At 73.9% G+C, this 16,530-nt stretch carries 11 protein-coding genes and 1 pseudogene; 4 read left to right on the top strand and 8 right to left on the bottom strand.

Annotated elements, in window-relative coordinates; all coding sequences use genetic code 11:
- Nucleotides 1-24: 24 nt before the first annotated feature.
- On the top strand, nt 25-1,893 hold the full coding sequence (locus MicB006_RS08110) for a hypothetical protein (protein ID WP_192900274.1): 1,869 nt from the start codon (nt 25-27) through the stop codon (nt 1,891-1,893).
- A 13-nt stretch (nt 1,894-1,906) separates the two neighbouring features.
- Here the strand turns inward: MicB006_RS08110 and MicB006_RS08105 are convergent, their stop codons facing one another.
- Together MicB006_RS08105 and MicB006_RS08100 are read right to left on the bottom strand one after the other, a co-directional pair.
- On the bottom strand, nt 1,907-3,682 hold the full coding sequence (locus MicB006_RS08105) for a hypothetical protein (RefSeq protein WP_116511253.1): 1,776 nt from the start codon (nt 3,680-3,682) through the stop codon (nt 1,907-1,909).
- Nucleotides 3,643-5,568, bottom strand: a pseudogene (locus MicB006_RS08100) (hypothetical protein); the annotation flags it as partial. The pseudogene MicB006_RS08100 and the gene MicB006_RS08105, both read right to left, overlap by 40 nt.
- Nucleotides 5,569-5,724: 156 nt before the next feature.
- On the opposite strand from MicB006_RS08100, the gene MicB006_RS08095 reads away from it, so the two are divergent.
- The gene (locus MicB006_RS08095; protein ID WP_116504966.1) at nt 5,725-6,915 is read left to right on the top strand and encodes a hypothetical protein; all 1,191 of its coding nucleotides are present in this window, start codon (nt 5,725-5,727) and stop codon (nt 6,913-6,915) included.
- A 407-nt stretch (nt 6,916-7,322) separates the two neighbouring features.
- Here the strand turns inward: MicB006_RS08095 and dxs are convergent, their stop codons facing one another.
- From dxs to MicB006_RS08075, 4 genes are all read right to left on the bottom strand, one after another.
- Nucleotides 7,323-9,266 carry a 1-deoxy-D-xylulose-5-phosphate synthase gene (gene dxs / locus MicB006_RS08090; protein ID WP_116504954.1) on the bottom strand — a complete coding sequence of 648 codons (1,944 nt, stop codon included), beginning with the start codon at nt 9,264-9,266 and terminating at the stop codon, nt 7,323-7,325.
- 58 nt (nt 9,267-9,324) lie between these two features.
- Nucleotides 9,325-10,518 carry an anhydro-N-acetylmuramic acid kinase gene (locus MicB006_RS08085; RefSeq protein ID WP_116504952.1) on the bottom strand — a complete coding sequence of 398 codons (1,194 nt, stop codon included), beginning with the start codon at nt 10,516-10,518 and terminating at the stop codon, nt 9,325-9,327.
- A gap of 76 nt (nt 10,519-10,594) precedes the next feature.
- Complete coding sequence (locus MicB006_RS08080) at nt 10,595-11,827, bottom strand: class I SAM-dependent RNA methyltransferase (RefSeq protein WP_116504950.1); 1,233 nt, start codon at nt 11,825-11,827, stop codon at nt 10,595-10,597.
- A gap of 44 nt (nt 11,828-11,871) precedes the next feature.
- Nucleotides 11,872-13,923: an APC family permease gene (locus tag MicB006_RS08075; RefSeq protein WP_073830174.1), complete on the bottom strand. Its 2,052-nt coding sequence runs from the start codon at nt 13,921-13,923 to the stop codon at nt 11,872-11,874.
- Nucleotides 13,924-14,081: 158 nt separating this feature from the next.
- Between MicB006_RS08075 and MicB006_RS08070 the strand changes: the two genes are divergently transcribed.
- A complete protein-coding gene (locus MicB006_RS08070; RefSeq protein WP_073830175.1) occupies nt 14,082-14,747 on the top strand; it encodes a TrkA family potassium uptake protein in 666 nt (221 codons plus the stop codon).
- Between the two features lie 3 nt (nt 14,748-14,750).
- A complete protein-coding gene (locus MicB006_RS08065; RefSeq protein ID WP_073830176.1) occupies nt 14,751-15,440 on the top strand; it encodes a TrkA family potassium uptake protein in 690 nt (229 codons plus the stop codon).
- A gap of 7 nt (nt 15,441-15,447) precedes the next feature.
- On the opposite strand, the gene MicB006_RS08060 is transcribed toward MicB006_RS08065, so the two are convergent.
- Both MicB006_RS08060 and MicB006_RS08055 read right to left on the bottom strand, forming a co-directional pair.
- The gene (locus tag MicB006_RS08060) at nt 15,448-16,128 is read right to left on the bottom strand and encodes a DUF3159 domain-containing protein (RefSeq protein ID WP_073830177.1); all 681 of its coding nucleotides are present in this window, start codon (nt 16,126-16,128) and stop codon (nt 15,448-15,450) included.
- A complete protein-coding gene (locus tag MicB006_RS08055) occupies nt 16,125-16,505 on the bottom strand; it encodes an OB-fold nucleic acid binding domain-containing protein (RefSeq protein ID WP_030502986.1) in 381 nt (126 codons plus the stop codon). Before MicB006_RS08055 ends, MicB006_RS08060 begins: the two co-directional genes overlap by 4 nt.
- Nucleotides 16,506-16,530: the final 25 nt, after the last annotated feature.

The following is a 16,530-nucleotide window of genomic DNA, read 5'->3' as shown; positions in this document are numbered from 1 at the left end:
TGGCGCGTCGTGGCCGTGCCCGTGGTGGACCCCTCGTTGAACCCCTCGTCCGTCGAGGCGGACGCCGTCGTGGCCGATCCGCCGCGCCGTGCCCGTCGCCGGCCGGCCCGCGCCGATCTGCTGGCCATCGGAGCCTATGTGCTGCTCGGCGTTCTCGTCTGCCTCAACTACTGGGGCGACGTGGAGCACCGGGTCTCCTCGCACCTGCCCACCGACCACAGTTGGTTCGAGTGGCTGTTCGCGCACGGCGCGTACTCGGTGCAGCACCTGGAGAACCCGCTGTTCACCACCCGGCAGAACGCGCCGGACGGGGTGAACATGATGGCGAACACCTCGCTGCTCGGGGTGACGCTGCCGCTGGCGCCGCTGACGCTGCTGCTCGGCCCGCAGGTGATGTACGCGCTCTACCTGGGCGCGGCGCTGTCCGCGACCGCCGCCACGTCGTACTGGGTGCTGTCGCGGCACCTGGTCCGGTCGCGGGCCGCCGCGTTCGCCGGTGGCGCGTTCCTCGGTTTCGCCCCGGGCATCGTCCATCACGCCAACGGACAGCCCAACTTCGTGTCGAACTTCCTGCTGCCGCTGATCGTGGCGCGGGTGCTGCGGCTGGGCGAGCCGGGGCGGTGGCGGCGCAACGGGCTGGCGCTCGGGCTGCTGGTGGCGTACCAGGTCTTCATCAACGAGGAGATGCTGCTGCTCACCGCGCTGGCCTGCCTGGTCGTCGTGGTGGCGTACGCGGTGCAGCGGCCCCGGGCGGCCCGTGAGCGGGCCGGGCCGTTCCTGGCCGCGCTCGGGCTCGGTGGCGGGCTGGCGCTGCTGCTGACCGCGTACCCGATCTGGTTCCAGTTCAACGGGCCGCAGTCCTACCGCGGTTTGCAGGGTGGCGTCTTCCACAACTGGGGCGAGGACCTGGTGGCCTTCGTCACGTTCGCGCGGGACACGATCGCCGGTGACGAGGCGGTGGAGAAGACCATCGGGCTGACCGAGCAGAACACCTGGTTCGGCTGGCCGCTGGTGCTGGTGGCGCTGGGCGCGCTGGTGCTGCTGGTCCGCCGGTCGGTGGCGGCCCGGATCCTGGCCGTGCTGGTCGTCGTCTTCACGATCGCCTCGATCGGCCCGGTGGTGCGGTTCAACGGCGCGGAGACCGACATCGACGGTCCGTGGGCGTACATCCCGGACGACCTGCCGCTGGTCGAGATGATGATGCCGACCCGGTTGAGCCTGATCGTGGTGGCCGCCGTGGGAGTACTGCTCGCCCTGGCGTGGGACACGCTGGCCGGCGCCGGCCGTCCGCCGGTGCCCGCCCCCCGCGCCGCCCCCGACGACAGCACGGACGACGGCGGCGACGGGACTGCCACGCGCGACACGCGCCGCCGGGTGCTGCGGCTGGCCGGGTACGCCGCGATCGTGGCCGCCCTGGTGCCGCTGATCCCGCGTCCGCTGCCGGCGCAGGACATCGACCCGCCGCCGCGTTTCATCACCGCCGGCGGCTGGCGGCCGTACGTGCCGGAGGGCCGCACGCTGGTGCCGGTGCCGATCCCGAGCAACGTGCACGGGCTGCACACGCTGCGCTGGAGCGCGCTGACCGGGCACGAGTTCCCGATCCCGGGTGGCTACTTCATCGGCCCGAACGAGCGCGGCGAGGGCGTCTTCGGCGCGCCGAACCGCCCCACCAGCACGCTCATCTACTCCACGATGGACAAGAACGTGGTGCCGGAGATCACCGAGGAGAACCGCCGCCAGGCCGTGGACGACCTGCGCTTCTGGCGGGCGTCGGTGGTGGTGCTCGGGTCCGGGCCGCGCGAGGCGGTGCTGCGCGACCTGATGGCCGAGCTGCTCGGCCCGCCGCAGCGGGTGGACGACGTGTGGCTCTGGGACGTGCGCGACCGGGTCTGAGGCGGCGTCCCGCTCAGCCGGCGAGCGCCCGGACGTCCCACAGATGTCCGCCGGGCACGTCCCGGCCGGGGCCGACCAGCGCGTCCAGCGTGGCGCGTACCGGGTCGGCCGGCGTCGAGTCGGCCTGCACCAGCGCCGCCGCCCGCCAGTGCCGCAGATCGGCGACCGCCTGCCGGCGTTCCGCGTCGCCGACCGGCGGCGCCTGGCCGGTCTCCGCGGCCCGGCGCAGCAGCAGCGACGTGGGCCGGTCCGGCGCGCCCCAGCGGGCGGCCGGGTCGTCCGCCGAGCGCGGGCCGATGAAGTAGCCGCCGGGCGCGTCGAACGCCAGCGCGGTGCGCGCCGACCAGAACATGGCCGGGCTGACCGCCGCCCCGGTCACCGGCGGCACCGGCACCAGCGTCCGGCCCTCCGGCACGTACGCCTGCCAGCCGCCGCCGGACACGACGGCCGGGACCGGCGCGACCGGCACCGTGCGGATCGGGGTCGGCGCCAACGGCAGCAGCGCGGCGGCGACCGCGCCGGCCCACGGCGCCCAGGTGCGCACGGCGCCGCGCCGGACCCGGTCGACTGCCAGCGCCAGCAGCACCCCGAGCACCGGTACGCAGACCAGCGCGAAGCGCGCCGGCACCACCAGGTCCAGCAGCGGCGCCCCGGCGAGCAGGCGGTACGGGCCGGGCAGCCCGGTGTTGTCGCGGTTCACCACCACCGAGGCGCCGAGCGACAGCGCCGCGAACAGCAGGCCGCACGCGGCGAGCGCGCGCACCAGCGGCCGCCGCCACAGCCGCACCACCACGAGCAGCGCCAGCAGCGGCAGGAACGGGCCGAAGAACGAGTTCTGCTCGGTCGGGTTCGGCGACAGCAGCCCGGCGCGGCGGGCGTCCCCGGCGACTGTCTGCCGCGCGGAGGCGACGAACGAGACCAGGTCCAGCCGGTAGCCCTCGGTGTGGAACGGCATCCCCCGGTAGTGGCCCGGCCCGGCGAACTGGAACCACAGCGGGTACGCCAGCAGCACGCCCGCCACCAGCGCGCCGACGCCCAGCCGGCGGGCCACCACCGGCGCCAGCCGACGCGCGGCGGCCCGGTCGGCGAGCGCGTACGCCCCGGCCAGCACCCCGGCGGCCAGCGCCAGGAAGACGAGCACCTCCTCGCCGAGGAACACCTGGTACGCGACGGCCAGCCCGAGCAGCACGCCGTCGCGGCGTACCCGGTCGGTGGCCGGCCGGAACACCAGCGCGAGGATCACCGGCACCAGGAACTGGGCGGCCATGTGCAGGTGGGCGCCGGCCTGCGCCACCATGCCCGGGGCGAAGCCGCAGACCAGGCCGCCCACCGCGGCGCCGGCCCGGGAGCGGACCAGCCGGCGGGCGAGCAGCGCGTACCAGGCGGTGGCGGTGGCGGCGAGGCTGATCGTCACGGCCACGAGGAACGCCGCCTGGGAGCCGAACGCGACGGTGACCGGGGTGAGCGGCACGCCCAGCCCGAGCACCGACGTGTTCGCCATCAGGTTCACCCCGTCCGGGGCGTTCAGCGCGGCGCTGTGGAGCGGGTTCTCGCCGCCGGTCACCGCGCGGGCGGCCCGGGCCAGCATCCACTCGAACAGGATCTGGTCGCCGGCCTGGTGGAACAGCCGTTCCGGGCGGCGCCACTGGTCGCTGGTGAGCAGCACCGCGAGAGCGAGGTAGCCGGCCACCACCAGCGCGTCGACCGGGCGGGGGCGACGGCGGGGCGCGGGCCGCTCCGGGAGGGTCAGGCGGGCCGGCTGGTCAGTTTCCGCACGTCCCACAGCCACACGTCCAGCTCCTGCCGTCCGGGCCCGACCAGTTGCTCCACCGTGCGGCGCAGCGGCTCGGCGTTCTGCTCGGCCAGCGGCAGCACCACCACCGCCGCGTTCCAGTGCCGCAACTCGTCCAGGTAGCGGCGGCGCTGCCGGTCGTCCAGCTTCGGCGTACGGCCGGTGGACGACACCTCCCGCAGCATGTCGCCGATGCCGCTGGGCCGCCCGCCGAAGCGTCCCGGGTCACCGGTGACGCCGTTGCGCGGAGCGAGGAAGTAGCCACCGGGAATCTTGAAGTCGAGGTTCGTGCTCGCCGCCCAGCGCATCGGGTCGGTGTTGCCCATCGCCGGCACCGGCACGGACACGAGCGTCTGGTCCGGCCCGACGTACTGCCGCCACCGGTCGGCGGTGATGAACTCCGGCACCGGCTCCCGGGTGGTGACCCGCAACGGCATCGGCGCGATCGGCAGCAGCGCGAAGACCAGACCGGCGGCGGTGAGCTTGCGGGCGGTCCGCCGGTCCACGCCCCGCAGCGCCCAGGCGCGCCGCACCGCGTACGCGAGCAGGATCGCCACCGTCACGCTGGTGATCAGGCCGAAGCGGGTGGGCACCACGGCGTCCAGCAGCGGCAGCCGCACCAGGAACTCCCACGGCCCGGTGACGAGTTCCCGGTCCCACCAGGAGATCCGCTCGCCGAGGGAGAGCACGGCGAAGAACAGCCCGGTCGCGGCGAGCGCCCGGACGATCACGTCGCGCCGCAGCCAGATCACGATGCCCACGGCGAGCAGCGACAGGCTCCAGCCGAAGAACGCGTTCTCCTCGGAGTAGTTCGGGGCGAGGTTGACGTTGGCGCGCTCGTTGCCGCCGAACGTGGGCGAGCCGGGGGCGAAGTACGCGGCGACGTCGTTGCCGTAGTCGCGTACCGCGTCGCTGAGCCCGTGGTACGCCATCGGGCCGGCGAACTGCACATACAGCGGGTACGCCAGCAGCGCCCCGGCCAGCGCCGCGCAGACCGCCAGCCCCGCGCCGAGCGGTCGCCACGCGACGGTCCACCGCTCGCGCTGCTGCACCACCACGGCGATCAGGAACACGCCCAGCGCCAGCGCGGTGAAGAGCAGGATCTCCTCGTTGATGAACGCCTGCGCGGTGACCAGCAGCGCCAGCAGCACGCCGTCGCGCACCGGCCGGGTCGAGCGGGTCAGCACCAGCACCCGCCACACGATGAACGGCAGCAGGAACTGGCTGATGATGTTCGGGTGCCAGTTGGCGTGCGACAGCATGGCCGGCGAGAACCCGCAGAACCAGGCCGCCACGGCGGCGGCCGGACGGTGCCGGATCAGGTGCCGGGAGAGCACCCGGTACCAGGCGGCGGCGGTGCCGGCCAGGCCGAGCGTGACGAGCGTGACGAAGGAGACCGCCGGTCCGAACAGGAGGGTCACCGGGACCATCGGGATGCCGAGCGCCAGGATGGCGGTGTTCGCCACCAGGTTGACGCCGTCGGGGTAGTTGAACTGCTCGGTGAAGAACGGGAACTCGCCGTGCAGCACCACCCGTACCGAGTGGGCCAGGAAGAACTGCACCTGCGCCGGGTCGCTGCTGTAGAGCGCGGCCACCCGTCCGGCCGGGTCGGCCCAGATGCCGCTGGTCACCCAGATCGCGGCGAGCAGGAATCCGCCGTACACCGTGAGGTCGATCCGGCGGCGGGTCCACCGCCACCGGCGCACGTGCCGCGCGCCCGGCGTGGCCGGCGCCTCGGGCTCGGCCGGCGCTGCCGGAGGTGTCGTGGTCGCCGGCTCCGGCTCGGCGACGGTGACCGGCGGTGGGTCCAGGGTGACGGAGCGGTGGCCCGTCGGGGCGGCGGCGTCCGGCGTCGAGGCGCCGCGGGTCTCGGCAGGCGTCACAATCGGCGGAGTCTACCGGAGCCGGATATTGATACCCGAATCGCCCGTCACGTTCCGCAGTGGTCACCTGGCCGAAAGGGTGAGCCGGGCGCGGCCGGGCGACGGGCCGTCTCGTACCATGTGGGCTTCCGACCGACGACCGGCGAGGGGATCAGGGTGCTTTCAGCCCGCCGAGGCGCTACGACGGGCACCGCGCTGGCAGCTCTGCTGCTGGTCACGGCGGGTTGCGGACCGATCTCGGACCGGAAGCCGGCGGATCTGCGGGTCGGCTACGACAGCCTGGACGGCTCCCTCGCGGTGTGGCCGCCGCGCGGCAGCCTGGCCGGGGACGCCGCGGCGACCGCCGCGATCACCACAGCGGTACGCGAGTGGCGCTCCCCGGTGGACGATCGGGCGCACGTGCCCACCTCCGGCATCCTCTTCTCCGGTCAGGTAGCCGGCTCCGCGCTGGCGCTGGTCGCCGCCGACGTTCCCGGTGACGCCGCCTCCTGGCTGCTGCAACTCGACCGGGACGGGCAGCGCTGGCGGGTCGTCCAGGCGACCGAGTACACCGATCCCGGCTACCTGGTCTACTCCGACGTGCTGCCGGTGCGCGACCCGGACGGCCGCCGCTATCTCACCTCGGCCCGCGTCGAGCGCCTGCTCGGCCCCGACGGCGAGGCCGTCGCCAGCACCGACGGCGTCACCGAGCCGATCCCCGTACCGGCCTGCCAGGCCGTCGAGCTGACCGCGGCGCTGCGGCCGACGGCGTCGCTGCCGCGCGGCAGGGCCACGGACCGCGTCCTCGACCTGGGTACGGCCACCGAAACGCCCCGCTACCCCCTGGTACGCGACGAGACGGGCGCCGGGAAGCGCGCGCTGACCGGGCTGGACACCTGCGTGCTGGCGGGTGAGCGGGGCCCGTTCGGCAGTGTGCCGCGCCGCATCGGCGACCGGGAGGCGCCCAGCTCCGCGCCGGAGTCCTGGCCGATGGCGAAGATCGCGACCCGTTCGCTCGGTTCGGTCGCGCTCGGCGACGGGGAGCCGGGCGAGCTGGAGCAGCTGAGCTGGGACAGTGCGAGCGGCACGATGACCGCGGTGGTCTACCGGCCCGCGGACGGCGGCACGCCGGTGGTGTCCCCCGCCGACCGGTCCACCACGCTGCAGGCGTACCACCTGCCGATGCCCGGCCGCCCGCTGGCGGTGCTGAGCTGGCGTACGCGCGACGTCTCGTTCTCCGCCCCGCCGGGCACCACTCGCCTGGTGGACCGTCCCGGCCTGGTGGTCGTGGAGCACACCGACCAGAGGCAGACGTTCAGCCTGGCCGACACCGAAAAAACCTGGTACCGCTCCCTCCCCACCCCATAACCCGGCTTCCCTTCCCGCCCGCCCCTCGCCCGCCCTTGTCCCCGTCGATCATGAACTTGACGGCGACAAACCGGACACCCACCCCCGCCAACCTCATGATCACCCCACCCTCGCGGTGATCAAGGAGTTTGTGTCCCCCGGGCAGCCCTTCACGCCCGCAAACTCCTTGGTCAACATGACGAGGCGGCGCAGGGCGGGCCTCGACTCGGCGATCTTGCGGTTGGGACCCCGCCGAGCAGGGCAAAACCGGCAATCCGGGGGCCGGAAGTGCAAGATCGACGGAATCGGCGTAGGCATGCGGCGATCTTGCGGTTGCGGCCCTCCCTTATCGGGCGAAGCCGACATCGGGAGGGCCGCAAGTGCAAGATCAACGTGCTAACCGCGCGGGCGCGGCGGGTGAGGTCGGGTCAGCTCTGGGCTCGGGCTCCGTTTGTGGCGGGGTCCACCGGGGCGGCGTCCAGGCCGGAGATCCAGCCGGTGACGTCGCGCGCCACGTCCTGCGCGGTCAGCCGCAGATCGGCCAGGATCTGCGCGCGGCTGCCGTGCGGGTGCCAGTCGGCCGGTACGCCCATGTCCTTGACCGGCACCCGGACGTCCGCGTCACGCATCGCCTGCGCCAGCGCGGAGCCGACGCCGCCGATGCGCACGCCGTCCTCCACGGTGACCACGAGCCGGTGCCCGGCGGCCAGCTCGACCAGTTCGGCCGGCACCGGGCGGACCCAGCGCGGGTCGACCACGGTGACGCCGTACCCCTGCTCGGCGACCCGGGCGGCGACCTCGACGCCGAGGCCGGCGAACGAGCCGACCGCGACCAGCAGCACGTCGGTACGCGCCGACTCGGCCAGCACGTCGACCGGGCCGACCCGGCGTACGGCCGGCAGGTCGGCGGCGACGGTGCCGGTCGGGAAGCGCAGGATGGTCGGGCCGTCGTCCACGGCGACCGCCTCGCGCAGTTCCTCGCGCAGCGTGGCCGAGTCGCGGGGCGCGGCGATCCGCAGGCCGGGCACGACGCCGAAGACGGACATGTCCCAGATGCCGTAGTGGCTCGGCCCGTCGGGGCCGGTGATGCCGGCGCGGTCCAGCACGAACGTGACGGGCAGCTTGTGCATCGCCACGTCCAGCAGGACCTGGTCGAACGCGCGGTTGAGGAACGTGGCGTAGACCGCCACCACCGGGTGCAGCCCGCCCATGGCCAGGCCGGCGGCCGAGGTGGCCGCGTGCTGCTCGGCGATGCCCACGTCGTACACCCGCTCCGGGTACTTGCGGGCCAGCGTGGCGATGCCGGTGGGCTCGGCCATGGCGGCGGTGATGCCGACCACGTCGGGGCGCTCGTCGGCGATCGCGACCAGCTCGTCGGCGAAGACGTTCGTCCACTTCACCGACGGCACGGCGAGCAGCTTGCCGGTCTCGGCGTCGAACGCGCCGGGGCCGTGCAGGCAGTCCGCCTCGTCGTCCTCGGCCGGACGGTAGCCGTAGCCCTTGCGGGTGACCGCGTGCACGATCACCGGGCCGCCGAAGTTCTTGGCCGCGCGCAGCGCCGCCTCGACCGCCGGGACGTCGTGGCCGTCGACCGGGCCGACATACTTGATGCCGAGGTCCTCGAACATGGCCTGCGGGGCGACCGCGTCCTTGATGCCCTTCTTGACCGCGTGCAGCACCTCGTACATCGGCTTGCCGACGAACGGGGTGTTGCCGAGCGCGTCCTTGACGGTGTCGAGCACCTTCTCGTAGCCGGGGTTGAGCCGCAGCGACGACAGGTGGTCGGCGAGGCCGCCGATGGTCGGCGAGTAGGACCGGCCGTTGTCGTTGACCACGATCACCAGCGGGTTGCCGGCGGTCGCGATGTTGTTCAGCGCCTCCCAGCACATGCCGCCGGTGAGCGCGCCGTCGCCGACCACCGCCACCACCGAGCGCTTCTCGCCGCGCAGCGCGTACGCCTTGGCGAGGCCGTCGGCGTACGACAGGGCGGTGGAGGCGTGCGAGTTCTCGATCAGGTCGTGCTCGCTCTCCGCCTGGCTGGGGTAGCCGGAGAGGCCACCGCGCTGGCGGAGCTTGTCGAAGCCCTCCTGCCGGCCGGTGAGGATCTTGTGTACGTACGCCTGGTGGCCGGTGTCGAAGAGGAGCCGGTCGCGGGGGGAGTCGAAGACCCGGTGCATGGCGAGGGTCAGCTCGACCACGCCCAGGTTGGGGCCGACGTGGCCGCCGGTGCGGGAGACCTTGGCGATCAGGAAGTCACGGATCTCGGCGGCGAGGATGTCCAGCTGCTCGGCGGTCATCCGCTTGACGTCCTGCGGGCCGTGGACGGTGCCCAGCAGCCGACCGTGGTTGGCCGTGCCCTCTTCAACACTCATGACCGGAGAGTCTATCGGCCGTGCGACAGTCCGCAGCCTGGCCGTGCATCGATCCAGGTCAGGCGTCCACCACCAGCCTGCGGGGCGCGGGTGGGCGCGGCGCGGCGGCGGACGGGCCGGCCGGGGTCCAGGAGCCCAGCACGGCGGCCCGGGACGCCCCGGTCACCGACGGGACCGCGCCCGGCAGGCCGTGCCAGGACAGCCAGCCCAGCAGCGCGAACGCGTACGCCTCCTTGGCCTGGGCGGGCACGCCCAGCTCGTCGGTGGTGCGCAGCCGCCAGCGCCCCTCGCCCAGCGCGGCCAGCCGCGCCCGCAGTGTGGGATTTCGCACTCCCCCGCCGGCGGCCACCACCTCGGTGACCCGGTGCCGGTCGCAGGCGTCGGCGACGGTGCGGGCGGTCAGCTCGGTGAGCGTGGCCAGCACGTCGTCGGCGGCCACCGGCTCGCCGAGCGCGTCCAGCGCCGCGTCCAGGTAGCCGCCGTGGAACAGTTCCTTGCCGGTCGACTTGGGCGGCGGCGCCGCGTAGTACGGCTCGGCGAGCAGCCGGGCCAGCAGCGCCTCGTGCACCCGGCCCGCCGCGGCCCGCGCCCCGTCGACGTCGCAGGGCCGGTCCAGGAAGCGCCGGGCGGCGGCGTCCAGCAGCGCGTTGGCCGGGCCCACGTCGTACCCGAGGACGGGCGCGCCGGGCGCGACCACCGTGAGGTTCGCGATCCCGCCCAAATTCAGAGCGGCCCGCGCGCCAGTGCCGGCCGGGCCACGCGCTGCGCGCGGGGACGAGGCCGGGTCGAGCAGCAGCGCGTCGAACGCCGGGACCAGCGGCGCGCCCTGGCCGCCGGCCGCCACGTCCGCCGAGCGCAGGTCGTGCAGCACGGGTACGCCCACCCGGGCGGCCACCCGGGCCGGCGCGCCGAGCTGGAGCGTGCCGCGCACCCGGCCCGCCTCGACCCAGTGGAAGACCGTCTGCCCGGGCGACACGACCGCGTCGGCGCTGCCTCCGGCCAGCTCGACGCCGGCCGCCGCCGCCTCGGCGAACACCTCGCCGAGCCGGTTGTCCAGGCGGCAGACCGCCTCGATGGTGGTGGCCGCCGGGGGCAGCAGCGCGCCGATCTCGGCCCGCAGGTCGTCCGGGTACGCGAGTTCGCGGTGCCCGAGCGGCCGCAGCCGCAGCGTGTCGCCGTCGGCGGTGAACTCGGCCGCCACCACGTCCACGCCGTCGTAGGACGTGCCCGACATCAGCCCGACGATGCGCAAGGAAGGGCCCCTTCTTAACGGATCCGGTAGTGAAAGGGCCCCTTGTTAACGCGAACGCGCGGGGCCGGGGACGGGCTCAACGGCGCGGGGGCAGGAACAGGCCGACCAGCTCCACGTGCTGGGTCATCGGGAACAGGTCGTACCCACGCAGCTCGGCCAGCCGCCACCCCGCCTCGGCGAACGTGCGCACGTCCCGGGCGAAGGCGGCCGGGTCACACGCCACGTACGCCACCGCGCGCGGCCCGGCGGCCACCACGTCGCGGACCACCGGCGCGCCCGCGCCGGAGCGCGGCGGGTCGAGCACCACCAGGTCGACCGGGCCGGTAATCCGCCGCCGGGCCAGCGCGCTCTCCACCCGCGCGGCGACCACCTCGACGCCGCGCAGGTCGGCCAGGTTCTCCCGGGCCGCGGCCACCCCGTCCGGCGCCGACTCGACGAGCGTCACCCGGGCGCCGCCGACCCGGCCGGCGAGCGCGGCGGCGAACAGGCCGGCTCCGCCGTACAGGTCCCAGGCCGTCTCGCCGGGCCGCGGGTCGAGCAGGTCGAGCACCGCGCCGGTCAGCGCGTCCGCCGCCGCCGGGTGCACCTGCCAGAACCCGGAGGCGGGCAGCGTGAAGGACCGCCCGGCCGCCGTCTCCCGGACCCGCTGCGGCCCGCTCACCGCCGTCGCAACCCCCTCGGTGTACGCGACCACGGCGACGTCCCCGCCGGTGCTGGCGACCGTCTCCACCGCGTCGGCGTCCGGCCAGCGGGCGCCGGTCGGCGCAAGCACCGGCAGCTCCTGGATCGCCGGGTGCGCGATCAGACACCTGTCGATCGGCACCACCTCGTGCGAGCGGTGCTTGAGCAGCCCGGCCCGGCCTGCCGCGTCGACCGCGTACCGGACCCGGGAACGCCAGCCCAGCGGCCCGCCGGGCAGCGCCTCGACGCGTACGCCGAGCGCGTCGATCTGCTCCGTGGTGAGGCCGCCCAGCCGGGTGAGCTGCTCGCGCACCACGGCAAGCTTCCAGTCGAGCTGGGCGGCCGGGGTGACGTGCTGGAGGTCGCAGCCGCCGCACGCGCCGGGCCGGGCGTACGGGCACGGCGGCGTCACCCGGTCCGGTGAGGCGTCGAGGATCTCCACCGCGTCGGCGCGGGCGAAGCCCCGGTGCAGCTCGGTCACCTCGGCGATCACCCGCTCGCCGGGCAGCGCGTGCCGGACGAAGACCACCTGCCCGCCGACCCGGGCCACGCAGTGCCCGCCGGGCGCGACCGCGTCGACCGTCAGCTCGACCCGCTCGGCCTCCTCCAGCCCGGGCCGGTCCGCCACCGGCACAGAACCGGACGACGCAGGGCCGGGACGTTCGTCGCCGCTCACTGCTGCTCCTCTCGCTCGGTGGACGGGGTGGACGCCACCGGCGGCGGCAGCGTGCTCTGCGGCGCCACCCGGGGACCGCGCGCCGGGGTACGGCTGAGCGTGGCGTCCAGCCGGTCCAGGTTCTTGCTGGCGGTGGAGGCGAGCTGCCACGGCACGCTCGTCACCATCACGCCCGGCTCGAACAGCAGCCGCCCCTTGAGCCGCAGCGCGCTCTGGTTGTGCAGCAGGTTCTCCCACCAGCGCCCCACCACGTACTCGGGAATGAAGACGGTGACCACGTCGCGCGGCGACTCGCGGCGCACCGACGCGACGAAGTCGAGGATCGGGCGGGTGATCTCCCGGTACGGGGAGTCGATCACGGTGAGCGGCACGGGCAGCTCGCGTCGCTCCCAGTCGGCCTGCAGGTCCCGGGTGTCCTGCTCGTCCACGTTCACGGTGACCGCGGTGAGCGTGTCCGGCCGGGTCGCCCGCGCGTACGCCACGGCCCGAAGCGTCGGCTTGTGCAGCTTGCTGACCAGCACGATGGCGTGGTTGCGGGCGGGCAGGACGCCCCGCTGCTCGGTCGGCTCCAGCTCCTCGGCGATCCGGTCGTAGTGCCGGCGGATGCCGAGCATCACCACGTACATCATCGCCATCGCGACGATCGCGATCCAGGCGCCCAGCAGGAACTTGGTGGCCAGCACGATGACCAGCACCACGGCGGTCATCGCCATGCCGAACGTGTTGATCGCCCGGGAGCGGAGCATCCGGCGGCGCGCCTCCGGGTCCCGCTCGTTGCGCAGGTGCCGGTTCCAGTGCCGGATCATGCCGGCCTGGGAGAGCGTGAACGAGACGAACACCCCGACGATGTAGAGCTGGATGAGCTTGGTCACCTCGGCCTGGAAGCCGATGATCAGCACCACCGCGAAGACGGCGAGGAAGAGGATGCCGTTGGAGAACGCCAGCCGGTCGCCGCGGGTGTGCAGCTGGCGCGGCAGGTAGCGGTCCTGCGCCAGGATCGAGCCGAGCACCGGGAAGCCGTTGAACGCGGTGTTGGCGGCCAGGAAGAGGATCAGCGCGGTCATCCCGGCGACCACGTAGAGCAGCACCGAGCCGCCGCCGAACACCGTCTCCCCGAGCTGCACGGTCACCGTCTTCTGCACGTAGTCGACCGGGCCGGAGACGATCTGCGTACGCGGGTCCTCGACGAACTGCAGGCCGGTGAGCCGGGACAGCCAGATGATGCCGACCAGCATGGTCACCGCGATGCCGCCGAGCAGCAGCAGCGTGGTCGCCGCGTTCTTCGACTTGGGGGACTTGAACGCCGGTACGCCGTTGGAGATCGCCTCCACGCCGGTGAGCGCCGCGCAGCCCGAGGAGAACGTCCGCAGCAGCAGGAACACCAGCGCGAACCCGGTGACGCTGTGCTCGGCCTGGATCTCCAGGCCGGCGCTCGGCGCGCGCAGGTCGTCGCCGAGCACGAAGACGCGGACCAGGCCGGTCAGCAGCATGCCGCCGATGACGATCACGAAGCCGTAGGTGGGGATGGCGAAGGCGGTGCCGGACTCGCGCAGGCCGCGCAGGTTGATCGCGGTGAGCAGCACCACCGCGCTGACCGCGATGAGCACCTTGTGGGTGGCCACGAACGGCACCACCGAGCCGAGGTTCGCCACCCCGGAGGAGACCGAGACGGCGACGGTGAGCACGTAGTCGACGAGCAGCGCGCTGGCCACCGCGAGACCGGCGCGGGGGCCCAGGTTGACGGTGGCCACCTCGTAGTCGCCGCCGCCGGAGGGGTAGGCGTGCACGTTCTGGCGGTAGCTCGCGACGACGGTGAGCATGACGACGACCACCGCGAGCGCGACCCACGGCGAGAAGAAGAACGCCGAGGCGCCGGCGATGGACAGCGTCAGGAGGATCTCGTCCGGCGCGTACGCCACGCTGGAGAGCGCGTCGGAGGCGAAGACCGGTAGCGCGATGCGCTTCGGCAGCAGCGTGTGCTGCAGGCGGTCGGACCGGAACGGTCGACCGAGGAGGAGTCGCTTCAGCAGCGAGGTGGGTCGGGCCACAACCGCCAAGCGTACGACCACCGGGTGCCGGGCGCGGGGGTGGTCGATCTCCGGCGTGCGCGCCCGCGCGGTACGGTTCGGTCCCCCGTCCGGCAGGGGGACGTGGCAGGCTCGCAGGCGACGGGTCGGCGGGCGGCGCCGTGGGAGGAGCGGGCACCGTGCATGTGGTGATCATGGGCTGCGGCCGGGTCGGGTCGACCCTGGCCCACAGCCTGGAGTCGCGCGGCCACTCGGTGGCGGTGATCGACCAGGACGCGGACGCGTTCCGCCGGCTCGGGCCGGACTTCGCCGGCATCACGGTGACCGGCGCGGGCTTCGACGGCGAGGTGCTGCGCCAGGCCGGCATCGAGCGGGCCGACGCGTTCGCGGCGGTCTCCAGCGGCGACAACTCCAACATCATCTCGGCCCGGCTGGCGCGGGAGACGTTCGGCGTGTCCCGGGTCGCGGCCCGCATCTACGACCAGCGCCGGGCGCAGGTCTACGAGCGGCTCGGCATCCCCACCGTGGCGACCGTCCGCTGGACGGCCGACCGCATGCTGCGCCACCTGGTCCCCGAGGGCAACGTGGAGATCTTCCGCGACCCGACCAGCACCGTGTCGATCATCGAGGTGCCGGTGCACAAGGACTGGATCGGGCGGCCGCTACGGCAGCTGGAGCAGACCGCCGGCGCCCGGGTGGCCTACCTGAACCGGTTCGGCATCGGCACCCTGCCCACCGCCTCCACCGTGGTGCAGGAGGGCGACCAGGTCTTCATGCTGGTGACCGACGACATCAACGGCTCGGTCACGTCGGTGGCGGCGGCGCCGCCGGAAGGGGGGCACTGAGCCATGCGGATCGCCATCGCCGGCGCCGGCAACGTGGGCCGCTCGATCGCCCAGGAGCTGATCGACAACGGCCACCAGGTGATGCTGATCGAGCGGCAGCCCAGGATGCTGCGGCCCGACCGGGTGCCCGCCGCGGACTGGGTGCTCGCCGACGCGTGCGAGCTGGCCAGCCTGGAGGAGGCCAACGTGGCCGGGTGCGACGTGGTGGTGGCGGCCACCGGCGACGACAAGGTCAACCTCGTGGTGTCGCTGCTGGCCAAGACCGAGTTCGCGGTGCCGCGCGTGGTGGCCCGGGTGAACCGGGCGGAGAACGAGTGGCTGTTCACCGACCAGTGGGGCGTCGACGTGGCGGTCAGCAAGCCGCGCGTGATGGCGGCGCTCGTCGAGGAGGCGGTCACCGTCGGCGACCTGGTCCGGCTGATGACGTTCCGGCAGGGCGAGGCGAACCTGGTCGAGATCACCCTGCCGCCGACCGCGCCCTACGTGGGGCAGGCGATCCACGCGGTGCCGATCCCCCGGGACGCGGCGCTGGTGGCGATCGTGCGCGGCAAGCGGGTGCTGGTGCCCACCCCGGACGACCCGATCGAGGCCGGCGACGAACTGGTCTTCGTCTGCACCGCCGCGGTGGAGGACGACGTGCGCACGGTGATCCTCGGCCCGCCCAGCGCCGACCGCCACCGGGACCGCGCCTGAGGCCGCCTCAGGAGCCGGGCAGCGGGGTGGGTGCGGTCTCCCGGGTGACCCGGCGCACCACCCAGACGGTGATCAGCAACAGCAACGCGTACGGCGGGTAGCCCAGCGCGAGCCGGGCCACGCCCAGCGCGGTGTCCTGATGGGCCAGGTAGAGCCCGGCCTGTACGCCCACCTTGGCCAGCCACACCACGCCCCACAGCACGGTGAGCTGGGTGAAGGTGCGCACCAGCTTGGGGTCGTCGCGCCACTCGGAGCGCCCCTTGGCGACCAGCACCGACCAGATCCAGCCGACCAGCGGCTGACGGATCGCGGCGGAGAGCAGCAGCGCCAGGCCGTAGCCGATGCCGTAGAGGATGCCGGGCAGGTAGAAGTCGCGCTCGTCGCCGGTACGCAGGGCCAGCAGCGCGCCGATGCCGACGCCGAACAGCCCGTTCATCGCGTGCCGCACCGGCTTGCGCTGGGCCAGCCGCAGCCCGGCGATCAGCAGCGCCACCGCCACCGAGGCGTACACGGCGGGGCGCAGCTCGCCGATCACGTTGGCGACCACGAAGACCACCACCGGGATGCTCGACTCGACCAGCCCGCGCCATCCGCCGAGTTGGTCGGCCATCTGCTCGGCGAGGCTGGGCAGCCGCTCCTCGTCCTGCGGGCCGAGACCCGACGGGGTGTGCTGCTGTCCGGTCGTCACTTCGGCGACTCCAGCTCGTAGTACGGGTTGTAGATCACCTTGCGGTCGTCACGTACCGCCACCCGGCCGCGCGCGGTCAGGTGCCGGCCCGGCTCGATCCCGGCGATGTGCCGGCGACCCAGCCAGACCAGGGTGACGACGTCGGTGCCGTCGTAGAGGTCCGCCTCCAGCGTGGGCAGGTTCGTGCGCGGCGTGTAGACCACGGTGCGCAGCCGCCCGGCCACCGACACCACCTGGCCCCTGTTGCACTGGTGGGCCGGCGTGCCGCCGGACTCGGCGCTCTCCCGGCGCAGCTCCTGCGCCTCGATCTCGGCCTCGCTGGCGGTGAGCCGGTGCAGGAGCCGCCGCAGCGACCCCCGGCTCTCGTCGGTCGTCATGACCTCCGCGTCACCCTCTCCACAG

Source organism: Micromonospora sp. B006 (assembly GCF_003408515.1).
Classification (GTDB): domain Bacteria; phylum Actinomycetota; class Actinomycetes; order Mycobacteriales; family Micromonosporaceae; genus Micromonospora; species Micromonospora echinospora_A.
Note: the sequence above shows the minus strand (reverse complement) of the source record. Positions and strands in the feature narration are given on the sequence as shown.

Excerpts from the sequence above, each read along its gene's own strand:
- dxs (WP_116504954.1), bottom strand. The coding sequence starts at position 9,266 with ATGAGTGTTGAAGAGGGCACGGCCAACCACGGTCGGCTGCTGGGCACC.
- MicB006_RS08065 (WP_073830176.1), top strand. The coding sequence starts at position 14,751 with ATGCGGATCGCCATCGCCGGCGCCGGCAACGTGGGCCGCTCGATCGCC.
- MicB006_RS08055 (WP_030502986.1), bottom strand. The coding sequence starts at position 16,505 with ATGACGACCGACGAGAGCCGGGGGTCGCTGCGGCGGCTCCTGCACCGG.